Source organism: Chryseobacterium sp. W4I1 (genome assembly GCF_030816115.1).
In the GTDB taxonomy this organism is placed as follows: domain Bacteria; phylum Bacteroidota; class Bacteroidia; order Flavobacteriales; family Weeksellaceae; genus Chryseobacterium.
In genome coordinates this window covers 2,652,860-2,676,487 of the sequence record NZ_JAUSXQ010000001.1, presented here as the reverse complement: position 1 = coordinate 2,676,487, position 23,628 = coordinate 2,652,860, and the positions used below count along the sequence as shown (strand labels likewise).

The 23,628-nt window shown below is 37.3% G+C and carries 24 protein-coding genes and 1 riboswitch; of the genes, 13 read left to right on the top strand and 11 right to left on the bottom strand.

All coding sequences use genetic code 11. The features are described 5' to 3' along the window. Nucleotides 1–153: 153 nt before the first annotated feature. Entirely contained in the window at nucleotides 154–1,491 is a 1,338-nt protein-coding gene (locus QF044_RS12395) for a peptide-N-glycosidase F-related protein (RefSeq protein WP_307267646.1), read from the bottom strand. A 136-nt stretch (nucleotides 1,492–1,627) separates the two neighbouring features. On the opposite strand from QF044_RS12395, the gene QF044_RS12390 reads away from it, so the two are divergent. The 11 genes from QF044_RS12390 to QF044_RS12340 all read left to right on the top strand — a co-directional run bounded on the left by QF044_RS12390 (nucleotide 1,628) and on the right by QF044_RS12340 (nucleotide 12,019). Beyond that, nucleotides 1,628–2,923 carry a hypothetical protein gene (locus QF044_RS12390; RefSeq protein WP_307267643.1) on the top strand — a complete coding sequence of 432 codons (1,296 nt, stop codon included), beginning with the start codon at nucleotides 1,628–1,630 and terminating at the stop codon, nucleotides 2,921–2,923. 306 nt (nucleotides 2,924–3,229) lie between these two features. Then, complete coding sequence (locus QF044_RS12385; protein ID WP_307267640.1) at nucleotides 3,230–4,234, top strand: MoxR family ATPase; 1,005 nt, start codon at nucleotides 3,230–3,232, stop codon at nucleotides 4,232–4,234. Further along, on the top strand, nucleotides 4,234–4,692 hold the full coding sequence (locus QF044_RS12380; RefSeq protein WP_307267638.1) for a GNAT family N-acetyltransferase: 459 nt from the start codon (nucleotides 4,234–4,236) through the stop codon (nucleotides 4,690–4,692). Before QF044_RS12385 ends, QF044_RS12380 begins: the two co-directional genes overlap by 1 nt. Before the next feature lie 91 nt (nucleotides 4,693–4,783). Next, on the top strand, nucleotides 4,784–5,647 hold the full coding sequence (locus QF044_RS12375) for a DUF58 domain-containing protein (protein ID WP_307267637.1): 864 nt from the start codon (nucleotides 4,784–4,786) through the stop codon (nucleotides 5,645–5,647). A 45-nt stretch (nucleotides 5,648–5,692) separates the two neighbouring features. Continuing rightward, nucleotides 5,693–6,589: a BatD family protein gene (locus QF044_RS12370; protein WP_373462629.1), complete on the top strand. Its 897-nt coding sequence runs from the start codon at nucleotides 5,693–5,695 to the stop codon at nucleotides 6,587–6,589. Further along, nucleotides 6,582–7,574: a VWA domain-containing protein gene (locus QF044_RS12365; RefSeq protein WP_307267631.1), complete on the top strand. Its 993-nt coding sequence runs from the start codon at nucleotides 6,582–6,584 to the stop codon at nucleotides 7,572–7,574. The genes QF044_RS12370 and QF044_RS12365 overlap by 8 nt, the downstream gene beginning before the upstream one ends. Continuing rightward, the gene (locus QF044_RS12360; RefSeq protein WP_307267628.1) at nucleotides 7,574–8,581 is read left to right on the top strand and encodes a VWA domain-containing protein; all 1,008 of its coding nucleotides are present in this window, start codon (nucleotides 7,574–7,576) and stop codon (nucleotides 8,579–8,581) included. Before QF044_RS12365 ends, QF044_RS12360 begins: the two co-directional genes overlap by 1 nt. Nucleotides 8,582–8,683: 102 nt before the next feature. Continuing rightward, nucleotides 8,684–9,433 (top strand): tetratricopeptide repeat protein, encoded by a 750-nt coding sequence (locus tag QF044_RS12355; RefSeq protein ID WP_307267625.1) that lies wholly within the window; start codon nucleotides 8,684–8,686, stop codon nucleotides 9,431–9,433. After that, the gene (locus QF044_RS12350) at nucleotides 9,433–11,172 is read left to right on the top strand and encodes a BatD family protein (protein WP_307267622.1); all 1,740 of its coding nucleotides are present in this window, start codon (nucleotides 9,433–9,435) and stop codon (nucleotides 11,170–11,172) included. The genes QF044_RS12355 and QF044_RS12350 overlap by 1 nt, the downstream gene beginning before the upstream one ends. Before the next feature lie 44 nt (nucleotides 11,173–11,216). Continuing rightward, complete coding sequence (locus QF044_RS12345) at nucleotides 11,217–11,819, top strand: MarC family protein (protein WP_259826466.1); 603 nt, start codon at nucleotides 11,217–11,219, stop codon at nucleotides 11,817–11,819. Nucleotides 11,820–11,824: 5 nt separating this feature from the next. After that, nucleotides 11,825–12,019 (top strand): hypothetical protein, encoded by a 195-nt coding sequence (locus tag QF044_RS12340; RefSeq protein WP_111960738.1) that lies wholly within the window; start codon nucleotides 11,825–11,827, stop codon nucleotides 12,017–12,019. 84 nt (nucleotides 12,020–12,103) lie between these two features. On the opposite strand, the gene QF044_RS12335 is transcribed toward QF044_RS12340, so the two are convergent. The 6 genes from QF044_RS12335 to QF044_RS12310 form a co-directional block, all read right to left on the bottom strand. Beyond that, nucleotides 12,104–12,268, bottom strand: coding sequence for a hypothetical protein (locus tag QF044_RS12335; RefSeq protein ID WP_307267615.1), 165 nt, complete (start codon nucleotides 12,266–12,268; stop codon nucleotides 12,104–12,106). Nucleotides 12,269–12,360: 92 nt separating this feature from the next. Then, on the bottom strand, nucleotides 12,361–13,326 hold the full coding sequence (locus tag QF044_RS12330) for a chorismate-binding protein (RefSeq protein WP_307267613.1): 966 nt from the start codon (nucleotides 13,324–13,326) through the stop codon (nucleotides 12,361–12,363). A 212-nt stretch (nucleotides 13,327–13,538) separates the two neighbouring features. Then, nucleotides 13,539–13,970 carry a PaaI family thioesterase gene (locus tag QF044_RS12325; RefSeq protein WP_307267611.1) on the bottom strand — a complete coding sequence of 144 codons (432 nt, stop codon included), beginning with the start codon at nucleotides 13,968–13,970 and terminating at the stop codon, nucleotides 13,539–13,541. 61 nt (nucleotides 13,971–14,031) lie between these two features. Beyond that, nucleotides 14,032–14,634 carry a 1-acyl-sn-glycerol-3-phosphate acyltransferase gene (locus tag QF044_RS12320; protein WP_307267609.1) on the bottom strand — a complete coding sequence of 201 codons (603 nt, stop codon included), beginning with the start codon at nucleotides 14,632–14,634 and terminating at the stop codon, nucleotides 14,032–14,034. Nucleotides 14,635–14,943: 309 nt separating this feature from the next. Further along, entirely contained in the window at nucleotides 14,944–16,662 is a 1,719-nt protein-coding gene (locus QF044_RS12315) for a PspC domain-containing protein (protein WP_307267607.1), read from the bottom strand. 11 nt (nucleotides 16,663–16,673) lie between these two features. Next, the gene (locus QF044_RS12310) at nucleotides 16,674–17,003 is read right to left on the bottom strand and encodes a PadR family transcriptional regulator (RefSeq protein ID WP_073333048.1); all 330 of its coding nucleotides are present in this window, start codon (nucleotides 17,001–17,003) and stop codon (nucleotides 16,674–16,676) included. Nucleotides 17,004–17,287: 284 nt separating this feature from the next. Here QF044_RS12310 and QF044_RS12305 point away from each other — a divergent pair, with 284 nt between their 5' ends. Beyond that, nucleotides 17,288–17,968, top strand: a complete 681-nt coding sequence (locus QF044_RS12305; RefSeq protein ID WP_307267597.1) for an FG-GAP repeat protein — start codon at nucleotides 17,288–17,290, stop codon at nucleotides 17,966–17,968. Between the two features lie 16 nt (nucleotides 17,969–17,984). Continuing rightward, entirely contained in the window at nucleotides 17,985–18,575 is a 591-nt protein-coding gene (locus tag QF044_RS12300) for an HD family hydrolase (protein WP_307267593.1), read from the top strand. A gap of 149 nt (nucleotides 18,576–18,724) precedes the next feature. Here QF044_RS12300 and QF044_RS12295 read toward each other — a convergent pair whose 3' ends face one another. The 4 genes from QF044_RS12295 to QF044_RS12280 all read right to left on the bottom strand — a co-directional run bounded on the left by QF044_RS12295 (nucleotide 18,725) and on the right by QF044_RS12280 (nucleotide 23,614). Next, a complete protein-coding gene (locus QF044_RS12295) occupies nucleotides 18,725–19,108 on the bottom strand; it encodes an acyl-CoA thioesterase (RefSeq protein ID WP_307267590.1) in 384 nt (127 codons plus the stop codon). Between the two features lie 115 nt (nucleotides 19,109–19,223). Beyond that, nucleotides 19,224–19,404: riboswitch (cobalamin riboswitch) on the bottom strand. Between the two features lie 52 nt (nucleotides 19,405–19,456). Further along, complete coding sequence (locus tag QF044_RS12290) at nucleotides 19,457–20,254, bottom strand: hypothetical protein (protein ID WP_307267586.1); 798 nt, start codon at nucleotides 20,252–20,254, stop codon at nucleotides 19,457–19,459. Between the two features lie 147 nt (nucleotides 20,255–20,401). Continuing rightward, on the bottom strand, nucleotides 20,402–21,064 hold the full coding sequence (locus QF044_RS12285) for an ATP-binding cassette domain-containing protein (protein WP_307267583.1): 663 nt from the start codon (nucleotides 21,062–21,064) through the stop codon (nucleotides 20,402–20,404). Nucleotides 21,065–21,466: 402 nt separating this feature from the next. After that, on the bottom strand, nucleotides 21,467–23,614 hold the full coding sequence (locus QF044_RS12280) for a MutS2/Smr-associated SH3 domain-containing protein (RefSeq protein WP_307267581.1): 2,148 nt from the start codon (nucleotides 23,612–23,614) through the stop codon (nucleotides 21,467–21,469). Nucleotides 23,615–23,628 lie beyond the last annotated feature (14 nt).

Sequence of the window (23,628 nt, the reverse complement as noted above, 5' to 3'; positions counted from 1 at the left end):
AAAAATTATGTTAATTCTTATGATCTTTCTATAAAGTGAAACATCAAACCGGTCTGTTTTTTTTGACTACCAAGAAAAACTCCCCTGAATATTTCAGAGGAGTTTTATAGTTTTCAAATGACTAGAATCTGAACGTGACGTTGTTCTGCTCTTTTACTTTTTAATGATCTTATGTTTAAAATTGATCCCACCTTTCAGTACAATATTCAAAAAGTAAACTCCGGATGGGTACGCAGAAATATCAATCCTGTTTTCTTTATAATTTTCAGCTAATTTTTTTCCGTCTACACTGAAAATACTGATTGAAATAACATCTTCCTTTGATCTTATATTGATGAAATCAGAAGTTGGGTTGGGGTAAATGCTCACATCTGTTGTCTTAATATCCTTTACATCCAGAGTGGCATTGCTTTTTCCTTGCATATAAACAGATAAAAAAACGTCTCCCTGCTGCTGATTGAATACAGCGGTTGGTATTGTGTGTTTCAGCGTGTGGTTTCCTGCCGCTAAATTCGGCATGGTAAATCCTCTGATAGGAACTGAATTTCCAGGGCACCAGTTATTCCATGAAGTCCATTCGTTCAGGGTTTTGGGTACCGTTCCATAGATTCCGTTGCCCTGCGTATTGTATACTCTGTATGGCTCACATGAAATTCCTCCCGGCGTATACGTGAGCATCTGTACATCATCTATGTACGTGTAGTTTTGCCTTCTTACATATTCTTCACCGCCACTGTTGGCACCATGGGGAGTAGATATTACATAAAATCGGGCATTGGTAACCGGATTCGGAAGGTTAAAGTTGACGATCCTGACAGTTTCACCGGGAACATCGGTGTTATTATAGTTGTTAAGCGTACTATAAGTCAATATAGGAGTTAGAGTATTTTGATCCGAAGAAGTAGCTCCGGTATCCGTTGAAAAGAAGGACAGCGTTCCTGAGAAAACATCAATTCTGCCTGTGCATCCTGAAACCTGGGTTTGTGCTGCATAAGGAACCCCGAAAACATCCAGCTCCATATACATATCATAAGCAGCACGCAGCGTAGTATCATGAAATACATTGTATAGATTGCTTAAATCGTAAGTATAAGGAACTTCCAGCGGAGAGCGGTTTTTATTCATGAATGGAGTAATGTACCTGCCCACTTCAATTCTCTTTACATTAACGTCAGTCATGGTATAAGTAGGCTGATTTTTTGGAATCATTGCTAAATAAACACTCCCCAGACGGTCATAATTGTCACATAGCGCGCCAATGGTTACCCTCATGGCAATTTTAGCTTTGAAAGAATTGAGTTCAGCATCTGTAAGTTTCCTTGCATATCTGGTATTGGAAAGCCTGATAAGACCTGCCGGAACCGGGTCGGAAACTGTGGCAGCATAGCCGTCATAATAAGTTGCCTGTGAAATCACATTCATGACTTGGGTAGTCTGTGACTGTAAAAGGCCGCTAAAACAAATACTGAGAAAAAGTAACTTTTTATACATATGGGCTGTATTTATCACAAATATATTAATTATTCCCTTAGATTATTAATATTTCGTATATAAAATTCACATTTGTTTGAGAAATCAAAATTTTATCATTAATTTAGCCCAATGTTCAATATTAATTTTTATCAATATGAAGAAATTTTTACTTTTATTCCTGTTAACGACAGTATTGATGCTTAATGCCCAGATCAATTTAAACATAGGAAGTACAAACGTCGGAACGGCACCCATCAGTAGTTTTTTTTCATATTCATATGTTCAGCAACTTTATCCTAAACAGGAAATAAATACCAGTTCGGCTGGCAATATTACAGGTCTTACCTTTTATTTGGATCCTACGTCCACCATTAATGATTCTTCAGACTGGACTGTTTATCTTGGACATACTTCTAAAACTGCCTTTACTTCAGGTACAGACTGGATTCCAGCTTCGCAGCTTACTCAGGTGTATGCTGGTACAGTGGTGAAAAACAACAACAGGGTTGAGATTAGCCTTACGACTCCATTTGCCTATAACAATACTGATAATTTAGTAGTCGCTGCAAAAGAGAATTCGCAGAGTATTGATATCAATAATTTTGATGAAGTTTTTTATGTTTATCCATACACGCCAAATTCCACGCTTTACTATAAAGGAGACCGCGCAGTCGTAGATCCTGTGGCACCTCCGGGAGGAATAAGAGCTGACTATAAATCAGCGATCACTATTTCAGGATTAACGGCAAGCTCTACTCCGGCATGTCCTTTAATGAACTATCCTGCAAATAATGCCCAATCTATTTCCTTGTTACCAAATTTTAAATGGTTGGCTGTCTCCGGCGCAGATTCCTATAAAGTTTCTTTAGGAACCAGTGCAGGGAGTACGGATGTTATTAATCATCAGGTAGTTACCACAACTAATTTTACTCCATCTGCTCCCCTCAATGCAAATACTACCTATTATCTGAAAGTCACAGCTGTTTCCGGTAATATTCAGTCTTCAGGATGCGCAGATATTTCTTTTAAAACTGTACCTCCGGTTCCGGTAAATGATGCGTGTTCAGGAGCTTTATCCGCAACGGCATTTCCTTATACATATACTCAGAATGATGCAGTATCTGCTACTAATAATAACGGATTTATTACCATATGTCCAGATGCAATGAATGATGGAATCTGGTTTAAATTCATAGGGGATGGCGGTCAGTTTACCGTTAAAATTACGATGCCAACCGGCAGTACTTTTGATCCTCAAATGGATATATACAGTGGTACTTGCAGTAGTCTTGCCTGTGTAAATACAGCAGACAGCGCAGGAGGTGGTGGTGCAGAAACGATGACCATTCCAACAGTGGCCGGAACTGAATATTTTATCAATATCGGATCTTACGAAGAGACTGTAGATGTTGCGGAAGATACTTTTACTATTACAATAACAAAGCTTTAATAGCTATTGTGAAAGGTCAATTGTGAATAGTGAATTTTACTACTGGTGAACTAACTCACTATTGACTTGCGTAGCAATATTGACTATTCACCTAAAACGTCCCATTTAACATCCTTTTTTATAAGAAAATATTACCGTAACTTTCACTGTATGAATTGATTTTGTACAGTGAAAGTTATCTTGTATTCGTCTGGTTGCTTTATTAATCCCGGAATATTTAACAAACTTTAACTCAAAAATGGCATTCATTATGTTGATTAATGCCAGTATTTATCAGAAATTTACCACTTATTTTTAATTAAAGCTATGTCAGAGATATATCAAGCCGAAGATATCCGCCAGTTGACGGAAAAAGTAAAAGAGAAAAACTACTTATTTTCCCTTCTGAGACAGGAAGTCAATAAAGTGATTATTGGACAGGAATACATGATAGACCGCCTTTTGGTAGGACTTTTAGGAAACGGACACGTTCTTCTTGAAGGGGTACCGGGATTGGCTAAAACTTTGGCGATTAAAACCCTGGCAGAAGCTGTTCATGGTCAGTTCTCCAGAATACAGTTTACACCGGATTTACTTCCTGCAGATGTTGTGGGGACTATGATCTTCAATATCAAGGATAACGATTTTTCTATAAAAAAAGGTCCCGTTTTTGCGAATTTTGTGTTGGCAGATGAGATCAACCGTGCTCCTGCAAAAGTACAGTCGGCACTACTTGAAGTAATGCAGGAAAAGCAGGTGACCATCGGTGACGAAACCATGAAGCTTCCAAAACCATTTTTGGTACTGGCTACCCAAAACCCAATCGATCAGGAAGGAACTTATCTGCTGCCGGAAGCCCAAAGCGACCGTTTTATGCTGAAATGTAAGATTGATTACCCCAACTTTGAAGACGAAAGAACGGTAATGAGAATGGTTTCCACCTCTCACCAACCTGTCATCAAACCTGTGATTACATTGCAGGATATTGTAGATGCTAAAGAACTGATCAACCAGATTTATCTGGACGAAAAGATCGAAAAATATATTCTGGATATGGTTTTTGCAACCCGTTACCCTGAAAACTATGGTCTTGCTGAGCTTAAAAACTACATCGGTTTTGGAGCTTCTCCAAGAGCATCAATCAACCTGGCTATCGCTTCCAGAACCTATGCATTCCTGAAGGGAAGAGCTTTTGTCATCCCTGAAGATGTAAAAGCATTGGCGCAGGATGTATTAAGACATAGGATTGGTCTTACTTTCGAGGCTGAGGCAGAAGAAATTTCATCTGAAGAGATCATCAATAGGATCTTGGCAAAAATTCAGGCGCCATAATGAGTGAAGTGATTATCAGAAGAGCAGTTCAGGAAGATTGTGCTCCCATGCTGGAGCTGATCAGGGAACTTGCAGAATATGAAAAAGCACTTCATGAAGTGACTTTAACTTTGAATGAATTTACCGAAGACGGCTTCGGTAAATCTCCGGTTTGGGGAGCTTTTGTTGCTGAACTAAACGGTGAAATCGTTGGAATTTCCCTATATTATGACAGATTTTCAACCTGGAAGGGAAGAAGGCTGTATCTTGAAGATCTGGTAGTGACAGAAAAAATGAGAGGAAAGCAGATCGGGAAACTTTTGTTTGAAGCCACTTTGGAGCATGGAAAATCCAATCAGTACAGTGGAATGGTTTTTCAGGTATTGAACTGGAATGAACCCGCCATTAATTTTTATAAGAAATACAGTCCCAAATTTGACAATGAATGGCTGAATGTTTCAATTGAATTGAAGGATTAAAAGAAGGGGCTAGAAGATGGAAGATGGAAACGTGGCACTAACCTCGCAACCCAAATCTTAAACCAAAAATCAGCAAACCCGCAGCAAACCTATGGAAATAAAAGATATTGTAAAAAAAGTAAAGCAGATAGAGATCCGTACCAGAAAGAAGACGGAAGCTTCGCTTATGGGACAGTATCACAGTGCTTTTAAAGGACAGGGGATGACTTTTTCTGAGGTCCGTCCGTATCAGTTTGGGGATGAAATCCGCAGAATCGACTGGAATAAAACGGCCAGATTCCGTGAACCGTTCGTGAAAGTAATGGAGGAAGAAAGAGAATTGACCATGATGATTTTGGTAGATATTTCCGCTTCTATGGATTATGGAACTAAAGGCCAGCTGAAAAGAGAATATGTGGCAGAAATCGCTGCGAGTCTCGGATTTTCGGCAGCGGGAAACAATGATAAAGTAGGATTGATTCTCTTTGCTGATAAAGTATATAAAGTAATTCCGCCTCAGAAAGGTAGAAAACATATTCTCTCCATTATCAGTAATATTCTGACGGCAGATTATATCCCGGCCGTATCGAAGATCGATAAGGCAATGGAATACATGATGGGAATTTTCAAAAGAAAATCTCTTGTATTCCTGTTCTCAGATTTTGAAGATACCTATGATTCTAAAATGCTGCGTGTAGCTTCAAAAAAGCATCAGTTGCTGGGAATGAGGATCTATGACGAAAAAGATAATGAGATACCTGATGTGGGCTATGCGCTCCTGCATGATTCCGAAACGGGGAAAGAAGTCTGGGCCAATACTTCCAGCGCAAGATGGAGATATACCTTTGCTGAAGCCCAGAAACAAAAAGTACGGGCTCTGGAAGAAGATTTTGCGACCAGTTCGGCCAGTTTTATGAATGTCAACACCGGTGCTGATTACTCTAAACTGCTGTATAGTTATTTCCAGAAAAAGTAAACTTAAAATAAAACAGGCTCCGGCCTCAACTCCTATTATTTGAAATTGAAAAAAATATTATTCATACTGTCTTTTCTCATCTGTGCAAACGCTTTTTCACAGATATTGTCCTCCAACCTTGCAAAGAAAACCCTTGCTTTAGGGGAAGTCAACAAGCTTGTTATTAAAATTGACAATATTCATGAAATGCAGGTAGTGGCTGCCCCTAAAAATGAGCTGCTTCCTTTTCATTTTGAAGAAATCAAGGATAGCATCGGACAAAACCAGAATTCTTACGAAAGAAAAATTGAATTTTCAGTTTACGACGAGGGGAAATTTACGATCCCTGAACTGGAATTTAACGTAGGAGGTAAGATTTTAAAAACAATTCCTTACGAAATTGATGTGATCAATACCGCTCAAAAGACAGACCAGATCAATGACATCATGAATAATAAAGAAGTAAAGCTTGAAACCAAAGATTATTGGGAGCTTTATAAATTCTATATTCTTGCCGCTCTGGCAGTGATTGCCCTGATTATTGCAGTGATTATGTTTGTCAAATGGGGCAGGAAATCTAAAAGTTCACCTGTGGTTGCTACCAACCAGACTTTAAAAGAGCTGGATTCATTAAAAAAGAAAAAATACATCGAAGGTGGAGATTTCCGTTCCTTTTATGTTGAGTTAATAGATATATCGAGAAATTTTATTGCCAAACAATATCATCTTCCGGCCGATGTTCTTCTTACTGACGATCTTATTGACGTTATGAAAAAGAACAATACGATTTCCCAGGAAAATGAAAAGACAGTGGAAGATGTATTCTTAAGAGGAGATCTGGTGAAATTTGCCAAGACCTTCCCGGATCAGACCACTATGGAAAAAGATTTTGCAGATATCCGGGATTTTGTGAAGAGATCATCAAAAGACTTAGAATTTGAAAACTTAAGAAAGGATGTTTGATTTTGAATTTTACAGTCCGTGGTTCCTGCTGCTTTTCCTGCTGTTTATCCCACTTTTTATTAAAGATGCAGGAAGAAAGAAGATAAAAGGTATCAAAGTTCCCACTGTTCAGAATATGGAAGACAGCGGAAAGATTCGTACGGTTCTCTTTTTCTTGAAAATTTCCAAATATATCATCCTTTCTGCTTTGATCATTGCCATGGCCAGACCGAGATCTTTTACAATCTCACAGGACAAGGATGATACAAAAGGAGTAGACATTATGCTTTCAATAGATGTTTCCCTGAGTATGCTTGCGAAAGACCTTACCCCGGACCGTATTACGGCATTAAAAGATATTGCCATAAAATTTGTTCAGAAGCGCCCGAATGACAGGATAGGTGTTGTGGCTTATGCTGCAGAAGCGTTTACCAAAGTTCCGGTGACCTCGGATCATCAGGTTGTTATTGACGAAATAAAAAATCTGAATTCTGCAGGCCTTGAACCGGGAACAGCTATTGGAGAAGGACTTTCTGTGGCCGTTAACCACCTGATTAAAAGCAAGGCTAAGAGCAAGGTTGTGATCCTGATGACAGACGGGGTGAGCAATATTCAGAATGCAATACCGCCACAACTTGCTGCAGAACTGGCCAAGAATAATAATATAAAAGTATATTCCATTGGGATAGGAACCAACGGTTTTGCCCGAATGCCTACAGCACAGGATATTTTCGGGGATCTGATCTTTACGGAAACTGAAGTGACGATTGATGAAAATACATTGAGAGATGTAGCGCAGGCTACAGGCGGAAAATATTTCAGAGCGACTTCCAATAGCAGCCTGGAGGAAGTTTATGACGAGATCAATCAGCTGGAAAAAACTGATATTAAGGTCTCCAAGCTGTACAACTATGATGAGTATTTTAAAATCTTCCTTTGGATCGCACTGGGAATGCTGTTCTTTGATGCGTTGCTGCGATGGGTATTATATAAATTTTTAAGCTGATGAATTGGTCCTTAGGAAATTACTGGTTTTTACTTTTGCTGCTGCTCCTGCCGTTGCTGGCCTTCTTTCTAATCCGTTTTTTGAAATGGAAAAAGAAAAAAAGGGACATCTTTGCAGAGAGCCGGTTTCATGATCAATTATTTGAAAGCAGATCGGGATTTACAAAATTTTTTCCCGCTTTATATCTTTTGGGAACACTTTTCCTGATATTCTCTATTATAGACCTGCTGAACGGTTCGGAAGAAGTGAAAACCAATCAGAGGCTCAATAATGTGATCTTTATGCTGGATGTTTCCAACTCTATGAATGCAGAAGATATTGATCCAAGCCGTCTTGTAGAGGCAAAGAACCTGATGGTGGGTACGATGCAGAAGATGAAAAACGATAAGATAGGAATTGTAATCTTTGCTGGAGAAGCCATTTCTATCATGCCGCTTACTACAGATTACGGTTCTGCTGAAACCTATATAAGTGCTGTGGAAACAAGTTCTATGAAAATCCAAGGTACAGATTTTCTGAAAGGAATGCAGGTAGCAGCAGAAAAATTTAAAAATGTAAGCAAAGGCTCAAGAAAAGTTATCCTGCTAAGTGACGGTGAAGATAATGAGGGAAATGACAATGCTGCGATCAGGCTGGCTAATAAAGAAGGAATCTCCATCACATCGGTAGGAATAGGGACAGAAGAAGGTGCACCAGTGCCGGAATATGTATACGGACAGCTGATGGGCTACAAAACAGATATGGAAGGCGGAACGGTGATCTCCAAAAGACAGACGGAGGCTCTTAAAAAGATGGCAGAGTCTACAGGAGGAGATTATATTGACGGTAATAACATCAATGAAGCTCCCAATAAGATTGTGGATGCTTTGAATAAAAAATCATCATCTGCACAGACCTTAGTGAAATCTCAGAATGCCAACCACTATTATCAGTATTTTCTGATAGTCTCTATTTTCTTCTTCTTTTTAATCTATATATTGAACCCGAAAAAAGATCTCAATGTATAGGTTTTTATGCTTTGTTTATCAAGATTTTAAATCAATACTTTAACCGAACTTTAACAAATAGAAGTCTGTTTATTAACATATAAAGGAATAATTTTGCAAGTAATGAATACTAAAATCATTTTTTTATCGTTTCTTATTGCTTTCACCTTCTCAAATGTCATGTTTGGGCAGGAAAACTATCGTACTTTAGTGTACGAAGGCAATCAGAAATTTAACGGTAAAGACTACGATGGGGCATCCTCTAAATATATGGAGGCTGTGAAAACCAATGAAAAAGATTTTACGGCTCATTACAACCTGGGAAATGCACTGTATAAGAGCAAAAAATATGAGGAGGCTCAGGCGGAGTTCGACAAAGCACAGAGGCTTTCGCAAACCATTCCGGATAAAATGGCAGCTCTTCATAATCTTGGAAATACTTATATGCAGATGAACCAGCCGGAAAAAGCGGCTGATTATTATAAGCAGGCTTTGAAACAGAACCCTTATAGTGAAGCAACCAGAAAGAACTATGAAATTGCCAAGCTGAAAGAAAAAGAAAAACAGCAGAAAAACGAAAAGAATAACTCAGGAAAAGGCGGTGGCGGTGGTAATGATCAGAATAAAGGTGATGATCAGAAAGGCGACAAGAAAGATCAAAAACAGGATCAGGGTAGCGGCCAGCAGGAGAAAGGAAAAAGCAACGAGGGGAATTCACCTAAGCAAGACCAGAATGAAGGAGAAGGAAAAATGCCTAAAAATCTTGAAAACGCCATACTAGATAAAGTCAACGAAAAAGAAAAAGAAACCGCCAGAAGAATCTTAAACAAGAACTCTTATTCGACGCCACAGAGCAACGAAAAAGATTGGTGATGCAGAAAAAACTGTTTTACATATTATTCCTTATTTCATCTGTAATCTCTTACGGACAGGTTAACCTGTTCATGGAATCTGATAAAGCAGAATACAACGGAAAGGATGTTGTAAACCTTACCATCGTTCTGGAGCTTAATGGAATCGACCTGGAGCCTCAAACGCGTTTTCAGCTTCCCGACCTTTCAAAATTCAATATTATCGGAAGCGGATCCGTAACCAATACGCTGATTGATCCGGCAACGAATACCCTTGTTACACAAAAAGTATCCAGAATTGCACTTGAGCCTAAAAAAAAGGGAAAAATCAAGATTGGTTCTGTCTTAGTAACCGTTAATAATAAGATTTATAAAACCGAGCCTTTCGATGTTAATATAAAAGAAATTATTGATAGGAAATCTCTTGCCGGCAACATGGCCAGCGAGATGTATATGAATATGGAGATCGAAGACCGGGATGTATATCAGGATCAGGCTACATTTGCTGTTTTAAAGGTATATTCTAAAAATATGGACAACTTCAGAAAAGTGAAAGATGTCCGTCTTCCGCAGCAGGATAATCTCAATGTACACCCTATAAGCTTCAGCAAATCAGAAATTGATCCTTCAGGTGCCGGTAATATGGCCTCACAGGTTGTAGCTGTGTTTATGGTATTTCCGAATGAAGCAGGCTATGTGGAAGTTCCGGCAGTATCTGCTTCTGTAACTTCATATGCCAATAAAAATAAAATTGTTTCCAACAAGGTCAAGCTCAATGTAAAAAAACTTCCCGAAGGTTCACCTGATTGTTTTAAAAATGCAGTCGGGAACTTTAACGTGAATGTTTATAACCCTTCAAAAGATAAAATTGAGGTTGAAAAACCTATCCATGTTATTGTAAAAGTTTCGGGAGAAGGGAACCTTCCTGATATGCATCTTCCGAAGATCATTTCTTCTCCGGATTATGAAGTCTTTACGCCAAAAATTACCTCTAAAGTAGTTCCCGGAAGTACAGGAATGAAAGGTGAAATTCTGGCCAACTATGTGATCGTTCCTAAAAAGTCGGGAGCTATTGCAATTCAGACCGAGCAGTTTGCTTTCTTTGATCCTGCAAGTAAAGAGTATGTAGATCTTGGTAAGAAAACGCTTGCCTTAAATGCTTTCTCGCATGATCAGATCCTTGAATCCCGTACTACGGTTGAAAAGGTAAATGAATATACCAATACGCTTTTAGAAACGGTCAATACACCTGTTTTGAAAACAACAACGCTGAAAGTAAAGGAAAAGAGCAAGTTCCATTGGAATATTCTTTTGACCAATATTGCTATTTTAGTAGGTTTATTTTTAATTTATCTGGTATTTAAGACTTGGCAAAAAAAACGATCGTTAGTTAGAGAAACGGCATCTCCAAAACCACTTGGTTCTGTGGCTGAAACAGAAAAAGAAATAAGGGAGACACTGAAAACCGATATTAATGATTATTTCAGTTATCTTGAAAATCTTAAAGATAACGAAGATTATCCGAAGTTCTTTGGTACTCTGGAAGAAATGGATCAGGATGTCAGGAAACAGTATTTTCAAAGCTCTTCAGATGATTTCAGAACGTTTTTGGAAAGTTATAAAGGATCTTCTGTCGCCGAAGAGTATAGAAACTTATCCCAGAGAATTCAAATGGAAAAATATTCCCCTTTGAAATCCCGTGAAGGAATAGAGGAACTTTTGAAAGCAGTTGTTAATTTGTATTCACAAATTAGCAAATAACCAGTTTTTTTTCATATTTTTGCGAAATTTTTAATTACAAAGAGATGGAAATATTGAATGATTTCTCTATTAAAGAGATCGTGACCTGCTTTATGGTTCTTTTTGCCGTAATTGATATTATTGGCTCTGTTCCTATTGTGGTAAGCCTTCAGCAAAAGTTTGGGCAGATTGAAGCCGGTAAGGCATCTATTACCGCTGGAGTAATCATGATTGTTTTTCTGTTCGTGGGAAACAAAATCCTTAAACTGATTGGTGTCGATGTGAATTCATTTGCCATAGCAGGAGCTTTTGTGATTTTTATCATAGCCCTTGAAATGATCCTTGGCATTGAGATCAACAAAACTACCGAAGCAAAGGCTGCATCCATTGTCCCTATTGCATTTCCTCTGGTAGCAGGAGCAGGAACGCTGACAACCACCTTATCTCTCAGAGCTGAGTTCCATGATATTAATATTATTTTAGGAATTGTTCTCAATACAATTTTCGTATATTTGGTGCTGAAATCAGCGAAGTGGCTGGAAAACAAAATGGGAGAGGCTACTCTGTCTATTCTTCAGAAAGTTTTCGGGATCATTCTTTTGGCGATTTCAATAAAATTATTCACCGCTAACTTTGCCCAATTGGTGCAGAACTATATTAATTTTTAAGAATCATGCAGAAGTTTTATAAAGTATTTCTAGTTGTGTTTATCGTTTTTATTGCCATCAATCTTTATGCATTAGACTGGCAGACGGATCTTTTATCAGAAGATAACCTGAAGTTTGTATTTTCAATCGCTTCAGCAGTTCTTGGCCTGATCTTACTTTTTGTATTAGATACCTGGAGCAGGATCGGAGCGAAGAAATAATTAAACTATTTACTTATTCAATATAGCCTTTTTCATTAGCATGAAAAAGGTTTTTTTGTGGTCTCCACTTTCAGGAATTTTCGTTTAGCGGGTATTTTCTTTCTTGTGATGCAGTGTATCTATATCTATAGTATCTGCGGGAAAGGTATCTTTTTGATAGCCTTCAGGATTAGGGACAAGTTCCCGACTTTCATTATAAGTTTTGGAAGAGCTGTTCTTTTTACATGCCGTTAAAAGAATTAAAATCATAAAGAGGAATATTTTCATACCGATGTTTCTCATTTTAAACTAAAAATAAGACTGTAAAGAAATGAAATCCTGTATAAAATTAGTGGGCTTTGCTAAGAAATAATTAAGTTTTTTAATATGGCTTCAGATTTCAACTCTGTTTCCTGCCACTCTTTTTCTGGATTACTCTGTGCGGTGATCCCTCCGCCCACAAAAATGTGTACAGAATCTCTGTAAAGTCTTGCACATCTGAGGTTAACGAAATACATCACATTTTCATCCGTTTCCACCTTGATAAATCCGGCATACAGTTCACGGGGAAATTTTTCAAATTGCTGAATGCTTTTTTTACAGAAATCCTTTGGAATTCCGCAGACTGCCGGAGTGGGATGGAGGTCATTGATTAGGGTATCAAGATCCTCAGGTTTTATCCGGGCTTTAAAATCTGTTCGCAGATGTTTGATATTCCCTGAAATATGATCATAGGTTTCTGAAATCTGTATATTTTCTGAATAATTTTCAAGAATGTCTTTGATATACGATGTCACCGGTTTTTGCTCTTCAATTTCCTTTTCCGTCCATTCTTCAGAAACAGGAAGAGTGCCTGCCAGGCTCATAGTTTCAAACTCGTGGGTGGTTTTATTGAATTTTCCCAAAATCTCCGAGAAAGCACCCATCCATGCATTTTGTCCATCATTAAAAATATACCTGAGCGCATTAGGGTAAGATGAGCAAAGCTTTTTAAAACTTTCCTTATAATCTATTGCATTAAAGTCTGTGAAGATTTTCCTCCTTGAATAAACGATTTTCGGAAGCTGATGATCATTAATTACTTTAATAACCTGGTGAAGGGTATCCAGATATTCTTCCCTTGTTTCAGCATTAAAATGGCTTTCATCTTTGAGCAAATCATCATTAGTGATGACAACATGTTCAAATTGTTCAGAAGCATCGATAATACTGCCTTCAAAACTGATTTGCCTTAATAGATCAAAAGAATGAAAATTTACAGATTCCCTGTCTTGTTTCTGATCAGTTGAATATAATGTTTCGTCGAAAGGAAGTTTGAAATAGATCATTAATTATGAATAGATTTTGAAAATTATCGGCTGGAAAAGTCTAAAATTCCCCGATTGATTTTCCTTTCAGCAAAGGTATTATTAGTCTTAAAAATCTCAAAATTTAAGGAGCTATATTTATGAAATATTTCTCATATTTTCAAAAGTGTGTTGTAAGTATATAAAAAAAGACTCAATTTTTTGAGTCTTATATTTTTACTAATCCTTTATATCTATTTCAGAATAATATTGTTCGTCATTGTGGTATGGTTAATGAGTACTCCTTTTTCATCCCTGATTTCAATTTCTGAAACATGCATCGTCTTTCCTTTTCTGATAAAACGGGCTGTAGCCGTTACAATACCGTCTTTTTTACTTTTAAGATGATTGGAGTTGATATTCGTTCCTACACCGTAATATTTATTTCCGTCAATAAAAATATTAGACAGGCTTGACCCTAAAGTTTCTGCGAGCACACAGCTTGCTCCTCCATGCAGAATACCGAAAGGTTGGTGTACCTTTGGCTGAACAGGCATTGTAGCGGTAAGTGTCTCATTTTCGACATCAATATCGATGAATTGTATTTCGAGTGTTTTTGCTAATGTTACACCGTTTCCCCAGCTGTTTAGAAACGTAAGGAGCTCTTCTTTAGTCTGACCTTTCATTGTATAAGTGATAAATGATAATTGATGGATGATAATTTTGCTAGTTGCTAGTTGCTAGTTGCTAGTTGCTAGTTGCTTCTTCGTTGCCTGTTCCCATAATATTGGGGTTCCAGTTGGCAGGGATTTTAGGCCCGATATCATTTTTGATATAATAATTCTGGATTTCCTCCATGATCTCAGAAAAAGGAACGGAAGCAATTCTTTCGTAAGGGATCGTGTACCCCAGGTAAACGATATTTCTTTTGAAATCACCGGCTGCCAAAACGATAGGAACTTTTGCTGCCAATGCCATATGATAGAATCCTTTTCTCCATTTCGGAACCCAGCTTCTGGTGCCTTCCGGAGTGATTACAAGGCTGAAGTTTTCTTTTTCAAACTGTTTAGCTACAAAATTTACTAGATCATTCTTCTGGCTCCTGTCGATCCCGATTCCTCCAAGTCCTTTTACAATTCCTCCATACCATGCTTTTGTATGGGCATCTTTGATGATGATTTTCAAAGGTTTTCCCAGAGACCAATAGGCAAGATTTCCCAACAGGTATTCCATGTTGTGGGTATGTGGCGCTACCACCAGAATACATCTTTCCAGGCTTTTTGCATCGCCCTGAAGAACGACTTTCCAGCCCAGCATCTTTAACATCAGTTTACCTATCAGTTTTCTCATAAATCTTTAGATTAAAACAAAAAAGTATAACCAAACAGGTTATACTTTACAAATATATTGAAATATTATCGCTCTTAAAACAAACCGCTGATTAAATCTGCGATCTTCATTACAATTTCTAATGCAACTTGTACCATGGTTAGGGTGTTTTTGATTGATTTGGTTAATTTATTTTAACTACACGAATGTATAACTTTTTTTTAACATATCGAACTAAATAAGAATATTTTTTTTGTTTTCTGAGAGAAGAAGAGTGTGAATTTCAAACGATTGTCTTCCATTCACACCTCCTGCACTCTCTGAAGTTAATTATTTAGTTTGTATGGAAATTTCGTCTTTTCCGTCTTTAATTTTGATGTCTACGTTCTTATTCATTTTTTTGATGGTAGACTTCATAGAATCCATTACTTTATCTGCCTGGGAATTCGGAACTTTTTTCCCGTTGATGATAATGCTGTCTTTATCGTCAGAGTTGTATTCGATGGTAGAACCGTTTACAGAGATCTTATTCTTTTCAATTCTGATCTTTCCGTTCTCATCCTGATCCTGGTCGTCATCATTGATGCCATCTCCGTTCAGGTCTCCATCAAAACTCATATTGTCTTTTTTCAAAGGAATGACTACTGCGTTCTGAGGTACTACCAGTTCATAATCTACTCTGTAATGTCTGAATCTGTGCTCGTAAGGATACTTGATGTAATTTGGAAGCATTACCTTATTTCCTACTATTTCTACAGGTACATTCACCTGAATCGGAACGTTATAGCCGTTTCCTTCTTTTTTGATGATCAGGTAAGGTGTTTTTACCTCAGGCTTTCTCGTCACATCTACAGAAATATAATCTTCCTTGTAAACTGTTTTTTTATCAGAATAGATATCATCGTCGTAGGCTGTGAAATTCTGAGGAATAACGACCTGCTTCAGATCTATATAAAGCGTATCTGATGTAGTATTGATTGCAATATTTTCAGTGTCTTCCTTACTTCCTTTGTAGATCAGGTTCTTCTTAGCCATGCTTACTCCGAAATAAGTTCCAAGTCCTATCAGGATAAGGAAAAGTCCTCCGATTACCCAACCGATATTTCTAAGTTTGGTTTTTGGTGAAAATATCTTGATACTCAATAAACTGAATAGGATAGTAGGGATCAGGCATCCAATGATCATAATAGCTACCAGAACTTTATCCAGACCGTTGTCATCCATATAGAATCTCATTTCATTGGCTCCTGGAAAATCTGCATCCATCCCAAATAATCCGAAGATTACAAATATACCGATGATGCTTCCTATAGCCATTAATACAAAGATTCCCCCTACAAAGTATTTTAATATATTCCAGATACCGCTTCCTGCATTGTCAATGTAAGGCTTAGATTCTGTATACATTTCTCCGACCCTCTGAGTAGATTCATTGGCAAACTGAACCAATTTATTAGACTCATTTTTAAGATTGTCGAAGTTCATAGGCTTTCCCTTCATTTTCAGGAAATCTGCTGCTGTTTCAGCTTTTGGAAGTACAATCCAAAGAATGACATAAAGAAGACCAATTAATGAAGAAGAAATCGCTGCAGTGAAAATACCCAGGATAAAGATTCCCAGCCAGATTGCTCTCATTGCTGTAATATCCATTCCTACATAATGGGCAAGGCCTGCACATACACCTGCAATCTTTTGTCTTTCCGGATCACGGAACAGCTGTTTTTTGTCTGTATATTCTGTTCCGGCCTGGCTTGTTTTTCTGGTGTTTTTCTCAGAATAATAAGCCTCTTCCTGTTCTTCGATCTTTTCAGGAGTTCCGATTTGTGCAATTACCTTTTCTACGTCTGTATCGTTGATTACTTCACGTTTTCCTAAAGAATCTCTGAAGATCTCTACCATTCTTATTTCTATATCATGCATTACCTCCTCCTCTTCTGAAGCATCCAAGGAGTTTCTCAGTGCATTCAGGTAATCGCTGAGCTTTATATATGCGTGTTCTTCTATAGTGAAAGAAAAACCTGCGAGTCCTATTGAGAGTGTCTTGTTCATAGCTTTGTTTTTTATATTTTTTGAGTGATTTGGTTTACTGACGCTGTCAGCTCTGCCCAGGTATTTTGTAGTTCAGTCAAGAAAAGTTTCCCTTTTTCGGTGATCTGGTAATATTTTCTTGGGGGTCCTCCTGTAGATTCTTCCCATCTGTAGGAGAGGAATTCTCCATTTTTCAATCTTGTAAGGAGAGGATAGAGGGTTCCTTCCACTACATCCAGTTTTCCTTTTTTAAGTTCATCAATAAGATCGGAAACATACATTTCACGGTGATTGATGAGACTTAATATGCAGAATTCCAGAATCCCTTTACGCATTTGCGCTTTGGTATTTTCAGTATTCATCTTTAATAAGTTTTGTTAATTAGTTATATTTTCAGAATAATGTTCCTAGCTAGATGAACCTATTCCGATTTTACATTACAAAGATATGTAATTAAAATGGTAATATGCAATACAAAGTAGTGAAATTTTTAAATAAAAATATTTAAAATACTGATTATTAGGTGTATAAATTTTAATTAAAAATTTGATGATATTTAATTGGGATTAAAATAAGGCGAAAAACTATAAATTTTGACCGATGATTTGTATTTTTGTTTAGAAATCTGATGAAAAATAAACCCCAAATGACAAATAGCTCTATATTTTACCGTTCCTTATCTGCATTTCTGATGCTGGGACCTCTCTGCTTCGGACAATACCGGTTTACCGTTGAAGATGCATCCGAAAAATATAATGCCCAGATTACAGTTGAAGAATGTCAAAATAATAACTGTAAGAATAAAGCTGCTATTACCCTGTTCAGTAAAAGCGGTGTGAAATTACAGACTCTTACCTCTGAAGATTTTGTCATGAACTTTGAAAAAGAAATAAAACTGTCAAGCCCAGGCACAGTAAAACTTAGCCATGGAATGCTTTATGATGATGCTGTGGTTTTTGGAGATTTCAACTTTGACGGTACGGAAGATATAGCCATAAGAAACGGGAGTGGCGGAAACTATGGTAGCGCTTCCTTTGATGTATATGTTTTTAATTCTACAAAAAAACAATTCGTTCCCAGTACAGAACTGACTGATATAGCCAGTAATTATCAGGGAATGTTTGATGTAGACCCCGAACGTAAACGATTAACCACTTACGCCAGATCCGGAGCTTCTTTACTTTACACCTACCAATATCAGGTGATTCCGAATAAAGGGATCGATATGGTTTACGAAAAAATAAGAGATATGAGTGAAGATCCGGCTAAGGTAATTATAAAAGAAAAGATCAATAATAAATGGGTGGTCAAAAAAACATCCGAATAATAAGATACTAAAAGAAATGAAGATACAGAAGGAAATCGATTTTATCCTGGCCGTAGATGCCCTGAAAAACGTAGAAAGAAGAAATTACAATTTCGATGATTCCAGAAGGGAAAACACGGCTGAGCATTCGTGGCAGATCATTATCCTGGCACAGATCCTATATCCATACGCCAAGAACCGTGCAGATATTGATCTTTTGAGGGTGATACGAATGCTTTCCATCCATGACCTTGTAGAAATTGAAGCCGGAGACACCTTCCTTTTTGATGAAAAAGCAATGGTAGGAAAATTTGAAAGAGAAAAAATTTCAGCCCAAAAGATCTTTGGAATCCTCGATGAACCTTTGCGTACAGAATTTTTTGAACTGTGGCTTGAATTTGAGGAAGAAAAAACTCCCGATGCTATTTTTGCCTGTTCCATTGACCGCATCATGCCGTTTATCCTGAATTCTCATACGTCCGGAAAAAGCTGGACAGAAGCCGGTGTTACTGAAAAGCAAATCAGAAATATGCTTGAAAATGCTATTACAAGGGCATCAGATGAAATGGGAGAGGCTTTTGAAATGTTGTTGAAAAGCAGTCTTGAGACTGAAAAAGTGGTAAGGTAATTTATCATATGAAAGGCAAAAGCTTTTTAAATTGCTGTTCCATTTTAAAAAGCTTTCACATAACAAAGTAATACAAATCTTTAGAATACTAATTTTTTATTAAGGTATAAGAGTTTCGGGCGGCCTTTGGCCGCCTGAAACTCTTATATCTATAGAATCATAATAGGTTTCTTAGTTTCGTCGATAGCCACAAAAGTAAAATCACCCACAATGGCTCTTTCCCTTTCGTAAGAGTACATCTGCTCTGTAAAAATCTCTACATTTACTTTCATACTGGTTTTTCCGACATGGGAAACCTTTCCAATCAGTTCTACAATCGTTCCTGCAGGAATCGGTTTTTTAAAATCGATCTTATCGCTGCTTACGGTTACTACTCTTTTTCTTGCAAAACGGGTTGCCGTGATAAAAGCGACTTCATCCATCAGCTGCATGGCAGTACCTCCGAAAAGAGTGTCATAGTGATTCGTTGTATTGGGGAAAACCGCTTTAAAAATTCTGGTTTCGGATGCTGCAATTCTTTCTTCTGTAGTCATATTTCATTATTAATTAATGCGAAATGAAATATTATTAAAATAACAGAACAATGACAGGAACCATAGAAATTCCTGAAGCAGTCCATCAGATCAATAAACTTCAAATCGCGAAAGTTTCTTGTTTAAAGAAATAGGCAGGTCTCCTGACTTGTAACATCTTTTACCTCCTTCCCGTGCCCTGCACAGTGGATCCTTTGATAAAGACTTCAGTTACTTACAGTTGCGCGACAGTCCGTGATTTTCACACGGTTCCCTTTTAATCTGCGTTAAGCAGAACCAGTTTCTGTGATGAATAAGCGTTAAACTTTTTCAGTGCAAAAATAAGAATATTACAGAGAAATACAGTAATTATTCCGGACTATTGTAAATAATCTGGCTCATGACCCTTCCTTCCTTGATAGCCCAAAGTGTGACATATCTGTTCTCACCCGAACCGTTGATCATATAAAGATAAATATGGTCATTGTCAAGAGCAGTCACTCCCACATTATTGAAGTCCATCGTAGGCTGGAACATATTCTTAATAGCTTCCCTTACAAAAACAGAACCTCTTCCGGGCTGCTGCACTCGGATCGATTTGATCTCGGTCATCCCTTCAGGAAGTACATCTTTAATTCCCCATGGTTTTATCTTATCAATAGTAAGAATTTTTCCGTCTGCATCTTTTTCCTGCTTTCTATAGCCGGCGTTAGAAGGATAAACATCGATTACCACTTTGGTTCTTTGGGAGGTAGGAATTTTAGGATTACTGTTATCTGTAAAAATAAGTGATTTTCCATTCTTAGATTTAGAAGGAGTAAACTGAGGGAGCTGATCGATGAAAGCAATCCGTTCTTTATTCACCATGCCTTCCTTCACAAGATTTTCATACCTTACAAAAGGTTTTTCTTCATCCTGTTTTTCAGGATATTTTATCCAGATCCATTCCGTTTCTCCCGGAGCAGGTTTTACATAAACAAATACATCACCTTTTCGCATCCGGATCTTATCCACGATTTTTCTATAGTCATCCTTATGGACCCGTACGTTGGCGTAGCCTTCTTCAGCCTTTACCACACCGAAAGGAACTTTATTCTGCCCTTTTACAAATGCCAAGGAAAAAAGGCTGAAAGCGGATAAGTACAATGCTCTATTTATGGAAATCATGCTCTGAAATTTTTTGATCGCTCAAATATATAAATTAAATGCTTTTTTGATTGGTAAATTCTTATTGTATTTGCTTAAATTATTATATTCTCCGAATATGTATAAAATCTCCTGTAAGAGTTCGATGTTGATTTCTTCTAAAACAAATTATGATTTAGGGAGATATTTAAATTGCTGTAGTTCTTTAATATCCTTTATCTTCCTTAAATGCGTATCAGCGAGAAGATACATATCGTCAGCCATATTTAAAATGGTTATATAATTATGATCTGTAATGACAATTCCTTTGTATGGCGTCTGGCTTTTAATAATTATTTCTAATTCGTCAACGGATTTAGGTGAAACACCACTGAAAGGCTCGTCCAGTAAAATGAAATCTGAGTCAGAATAAGTGATGATAAGTGTTTCAACCATCTTTTTTTCACCACCCGATAGGTTTCTTACCGTTTCATCTAAAAAAGGAATTATCATCTTTAGACTGTACAGCTTTTCTTCATTTTCTTTGGTACAGAATAAGGAGATAAGCTCTCTGATCTTACATTCTTTTGGAAGAAACGAAGACCGCTGCGGTAAGTATGCTATTTTATTTTTTCTGTCAGAAATATTTTTAAGAATGGTATCATTAAACTTGATAAATTGAGTGTCCCCTTTTACGGTGCCAAAGATAATCTCTAATAAAGTAGATTTTCCGCCGCCAGACGGACCTAAGATTCCGGCAATTTTTCCGGTTTCACAGCTTAAATAGACATCCTGCAGGATTTTTCTCCCGCTGAAAGATTTGGTGATACTGTCAATGTGAAGCCTGTTCATAGGAGTCTGGTAATGATTTTAATAATTAAGCTGAATGATACAGTAAGAGCCCACAAAAGTACTTTTGAGAATCCAAAATTAGCATAAAAAAAATATTCCCCTCTGAGTCTTACATCATAAATAAAGAAATGGAGTAAAGGAAAGATCAGGAGAAAACATAATCCAAAATTTTCAATTGTAAATTGGCTTAAAAAAGAGATTAACAAAGAAAATAATACACTTGGAATAATTAGTTTTCTATAAAAAATCCAAAGGACAGTTAAGCTTTTATCCATAATCCAAATGTAACAAGAAAATTCTATCTATAAAAAATAGCGCTGAAATTTTCAGCGCTATTTTTATAAGTTTAAAGACTATAAAATTTACAATAAAGTAAATTTCCAATCAATATTTTTTAAATCATTAAATTCTCTCCAGTTCATCCGCATTAATCGTTGTCTTGAAAGTTCCATAATTGACGATCACTTTATTTTTGGAAATCTTTTCTATTGTTCCTACACTCGTACTTCCCGGAATACGGACACGCTGGCCTTCTTTCATCCAGACAGCACGGTCGGTTTTACGTTTTTCTTCCAGTTTTTCATTGGTTTCAGCAATCTTTTCGATTACATCATCCTTTTTAAGCTGCTGGGTGATCTTTCTTTTCACAACCTGCAAACGCTTGCTTTCGTCTTTATCGGCTCCAATTTTTCTGAACTTTTCCTGTTCAAGGATCTTCACAAAATCTTTAACAACATCCTTCCTCGATTTCCCTTTTACATAACTGTCGATGAACGTTTCAATTTTATTTCCGAACTGAAGCTTACGGTGCTCCTCCTCATACAGCTTTTGGAAATTGAAAAGTTTCTGTTGCAGCTGCTCATTCAGTTTCTGGAGATTGTCCCGTTTATCTTCCACCGATTCCTTTCTTTCCGCAAGATCGGTTTTCAGTTTTTCAACTTCAAATTTTTCCTGCTGAAGCTTGACAATCGTTTTATCAAGGTTCACTATATCATGTTCTACCTTCTTTTTTGCAGCATGAATTATAAATCTTGGAATTCTGTTTTTCTCCGCCACCTCAAAGGTGAACGAACTTCCTGCCTGTCCCACTTCCAGTTTATACATCGGTTCCAATGTCTCTTCATCGAAAAGCATCGCCGCATTTTCAGCGTGTGGAAGCTCTTCAATGACAAGTTTGATATTCGTATAGTGAGTCGTAATGATCGCAAAACTTTTCTTATCATAGAAATACTCCATGAAACTCTCTGCTAATGCGCCACCGAGCTCAGGATCAGATCCGGTCCCGAATTCATCAATAAGGAGAAGCGTGTTCGCATCAGCCTCACGGATAATTCCAGACATTTTCTTAAGCCTTGACGAATAAGTGGACAGATGATTCTCAATCGACTGATTATCTCCGATATCCGTCATTATCTTTTCAAAAAAGAACATTTCAGATCTTGGATGTACCGGCACCAAAATTCCGCTCTGGATCATCAACTGAAGTAATCCGACTGTTTTCAGTGTAATTGATTTTCCTCCTGCATTCGGTCCGGAAATACAGATAATTCTGTTTTGATCCGTCAATGACAAACTTTGGGAATGAATGGTCTTATTTTCAGCTTTATTTCTAAGCCATAGCAGCGGATGGAATGCATCTTTCAGCTTTAATGTTCTGTGACGGTTGATTTTCGGAAGAATTCCGTTTACCAGTTCAGCAAATTTTGCTTTTGCTCTCGTCAGATCAAGATCAAAAATATAAACTTGATACTTCCAAAGCTGAGGCTGGAATTCTGCCAGTTCAGCAGTCAGTTTTCTAAGAATCTTATCGATTTCCTTCTTCTCCTCTTCTTCGCTTTCACGCAGCTTGAAATAATGTTTTACCACACTGTCCGGCTGCATGTAGGTAATAGAACCCGTTTTTGAAATTCCCAAAACCCTTCCGGCAACTCTTTTCTTAAATCCTGATTTTACAGCTAAAACCCTTTGGTCTTCAATAATTGTTTCCCGGATATCATCCAGAAAGTCACTTTGTCCGTAATTGAAAAGCGCACGGTTGAAATTTTCCTGGATCGCTTTTTTAGCATGCTGAATCTCAGTTCTAAGTTCTTTTAAAACAGGAGAGGCATCACTTTTTACTTCTCCAAAACGGTTAAAGACCTTATCTACCTTATCAATAATTTCTTTTTTATATTCCAGCACAGAAACATCACCCGTTAAAACAGGGAAGTTATCCGGCATGCTTGAAAAAAACTTCTGAAGTTTTCCGATCTGTTCGGTTAAGGCTTTTATTTTGATGAAAGCATTGTTTTCCAAACGGTAATTCTCGATCAGCATTACCTTCAGTTCACTTTCAATATCTTCATATTCATTAAATGGAATTGCATTTGAACTTTCAAAACTCGAAAGATATTCCGAAGTTTTTTTCAATGAAAGTTCCGCCTCGTCAATTTCCATAGGACGAAGTTGAAGAATTTTTTCTCTCGTTTTCGGAGAATACGCAAATGGAGAAATCTCCGCGAGCAATTGCGGAAACTCTAATTCGTTTAAATCTTCTTTATTTATATACACACTGCAAATTTAGT